Origin of the sequence: Arenimonas sp. (assembly GCF_044348765.1) — a bacterium.
In the GTDB taxonomy this organism is placed as follows: domain Bacteria; phylum Pseudomonadota; class Gammaproteobacteria; order Xanthomonadales; family Xanthomonadaceae; genus Arenimonas.
Genome location: NZ_JBIKSE010000111.1, coordinates 1 through 3604 on the forward strand (window position 1 = coordinate 1; position 3604 = coordinate 3604).

1 protein-coding gene is annotated in these 3604 nt (G+C 48.0%); it reads right to left on the bottom strand.

The features are described 5' to 3' along the window. A partial coding sequence (locus tag ACIQ0Q_RS09485) for a trypsin-like serine protease (RefSeq protein ID WP_395772691.1) occupies positions 1-3563 on the bottom strand: 3563 nt, incomplete at its 3' end. Between the last annotated feature and the right edge of the window lie 41 nt (positions 3564-3604).

A 3604-nucleotide genomic window follows, 5' to 3' on the forward strand; every position in this document is an offset into this window, starting at 1 on the left:
ATTGCTGGGGCTGTCCAGGTCAGGTTCATGGATGTGTTGTTTCCGGTGACCTTCGAAGCCACAACGTTAGTCACGGTTGGGCTTCCAGTTGTGACTGCAGAGGTGATTGCTTGACCGTTGATATCAAAGACAGTATTAAAACTTGGCGTTATGCGGAAGCGATATGAAGTAGCAAAGGTAAGACCTGTCACCGTGGCACTGGTTGCAGTCGAGGCGGTACGCTCAAAAACAGCCCATGTGGTGCCATCTGTAGATACTTCAACTCGATAGTTATCGAGGCCACTGGTAATTGTTGGTGCACTCCAAGTCAATGAAACGGAGGCAAAGTTTGATGTCGAAGGAGAGGCGACGGCGTTAGTAACTCTCTGGAAGTTTGTTGAGGCTGTATTTGATGCTGTTGCAGCTGTTGCTGAGATTACACCGCTGATACTTGGCGTGACACGGAAGGTGTATGAGGTGCCTGCCTCAAGACCCGTGACAGTTGTTGTCGTTGCAGTTGAGTCTGGGCGAACGAAGGTTGTCCAGGTACTTCCATCTTTACTGTACTCAACTAAGTATGTGGTGATTCCAGCTGTCTGAGATGGAGCCATCCATGAGAGCGCCACAGAATCAATCTTTCCTGCAACAGTTGTTGCTGTGACTGTTGGAACTTTTACAAAGACATCAAATGTCATTGAATTTGATGTGACCGTGGCTCCGCCTGCGTCTTGAGCAACGACAGTCATGGTGTATCGACCCTGGGGGAGTGATACGAAACTAAAGTTTATGGTCGCTGTTGCCCCTGGGTTGGTCGTCCATATGTAATCGCCGAGAGAGTTTCCAGTTTCGCGGGTAGCACTGCTGTTAGCAAGAGTTGGTAGATAGTTGCTAACGCTAAATCCTGCAGGCCCTTGTAATTTAATTGCGATGCGTGCGGTATTAAAGGTGGCGGTAGTGAAGCGATCTGGAGTAAATGTGGTGGTGACAGTCTGAGATGCTGTAGTAAAGCCAGTCGCTGTTGACGCGGTTGCGCTCATCTTTGGGGCAGATGCCGCGCTCCCTGGAGTAACAGCCAAAGGCGCAACAGCTCCACCAAATTCAACGACATAGCCAGTTGGCCATGAACCCCATGAGTTCAGCAGTGAATCAATTGGTCCGTCATTCCATAAACCGTTGGATAGAGCCATTCCCCAGTTCTCTCCGTTGTATGCATTATTTGGCTCACCTGAATTCCAGTTGGTATAGCCACTCGTTGGCGCACAATTTGGTGTTCCAGGAACTGCGTAGAAAGCTCTATTGGCCTCGGGACCATCGGCATACTTCCAACATCCCTCTTGTTCAAGATCTGAAATACCTAACCAGAAGCTATTGCCTTGAGATTTTTTACGGAGGAATTCAAATTCAGCTTGGGTATTTGGTGTTGCAAGGTATCCCTGGAGACCAAGGTATGACATTGCAAGTGCATTAGCACGCGCTTGTTGCCAGGTGACTCGCTCGGGAATCCATTGGTAGTAGTTACCCGTTTTTCCAAAGAGTTGCACTGTTGGAACTTCGATAGATACACCATCAGTTGCATTCGCCCTACCAATACTGTTTTTGATCTCAACAGCGCATAGCAGTGTTTTCCCGACAACTTGGTCGTAGACATCACCGTTAAAGATTAATGTTGAACCTGTTCCGAGAACGGTTTGAATATCTGATGAGTAGTAATAGGCGCCAACTCCCCAGGTGAAGGTTGCTTTTTCATCTCCAACGAGCTTGCGCGCCTCACAAGTCACTATCTGGTTGCTAGGCGTTGATTGTGCTGTTAGGCCTTTTATATCAACGCTGAAATAATCGGGGGCAGTTGGCTCTTTTACATATGTAGTAACCGAAGAATCACCTGAGCCAACGAGGTTGGTTACAGTAACTTTACAGCGCAAATACTTGCGGACGCTAGTGAGAATATTTGCTGAATCGAATATGAATGTCGAGCTTGTTCCAATGATCGCTGCGCTCTCATTCACATTCCAACTACTGGTTTGCAGCGTCCATTCGTACTTAATAGATTCGTATTGCTCTGGCTGATCAACCTGACATGTGACGATTTGAGCAGGGGATGGGGTCTCGTTGCTTACTAGGCCTGTCATCTTCACAGTTGGAGACGGAGAGCCGATGAACGGCATCGAGGCGCTGACGATGTTAAAGCGAGTACCACCTGGACCTGTTGCACCTGATGCGCAGAGAATTGATTTATTGAGAGCTTTAAGGATGATCTCTTTCGTCAAAATCAGCGTAGTGCCTTCTCCAACGAGTGAACTGCCAGAAGAGAGCTGTTCGCGCGAGTAATAATTTCCGACATACCACTGCGGGCGAAGAACAGTTTCGACATTGTTGCGCCAAGTCGCATTAGAACAAGAAATGTTGGCACCAATCTTTGGCGCTTGCGGGCCAAGACCTGTTATTGATTGCTGCGTATCAAGAACTGGCGCAGTTGGGATTGTGAGTTTAGATTCAACTGGCAGTTCGGCGGTTCGGGATTTACCAATGGTCACACACGTAAATGTTTGACCCGCATCCTCATTGGCAACTACGACAGAAGTCGTTGCCTCTCCAGATATTCGAGACGGCGATGTCCAATATGTTTCAAGGCTAACAGTGTTTTCAGACCACACGCCAGGTTCGCAGCTTAAGGTCGAGCCAACTCGCGCAGTTCCTGTAATTGAAGCTCGCTCAATATTAGTTGGCGCAGCTTGGTTGTAGACGGTGGCAGCCTTCGAAGCTAGCACCACACCATTGGAGATGTTCTTAAGATAATAGGAGACGCGAGTAAAAATCGTCGGTTTTCCGCGATCGCACCCTTGGGCCGAACCCCAACTTGTTAAACCAACAAGTACCGGTTTTCTATCGACCATGCCAATGAGTGGGCCACCAGAGTCACCGTTACATCCACCGGCGTAAAGTTTTTCCGCCTTAATGTAGCGACCGCTTGCCAGCATGATCTCAGGCTTAAAACTACTTCCGTATGCACGCTTTGCCGCAGAATCTTGAAGATCGAGGTTTGCAGAACGTAAGAATTTGGCGACTTCGTTATTTTGATCAAGTCCCCAGCCATACATTTTAAATTTGGTCAGCTTTGAAATTTTAGATAGTTGCGCTTGTGTAGGAAGCGCAATTGGTCTTACATCCGTAACCGGGCGGGTGAGCTTGAGAAGTCCAAGATCGTTTGTGATGGTCTTCTTGCTATATCGCGTATCGCGCCATGTGCCCGAAACTTCTAGAAGTGGTTCATCACTATCAAGAGTGTCTGCACCTAATTTGACCCAGTAGAAACCTTGATCGAATGTGCAGTGCGCTGCGGTGATAATAATGTCAGAGCTAATAAGAGATCCAGTACAGATAAAACGCGCCTTCTCTTTAATGTTCTTTGTATACCAAATCGATGCCACCCATGGCGCAGTCTGACTTGCCTCAGGGACTTCTTCACCAAATACGACCGCCTTGGATTGCGATGGCGCAAAAGGTGCAATCAGCAAGGTCAGAAGTAGAGAGAATGTAAGTATGAGGCGAAGAGAGAGCGCTGCACCGCGATGACGAATCGACATCGTTACTCCCTAATGAAAGTGATCTTTTTGCAACCAGGGGA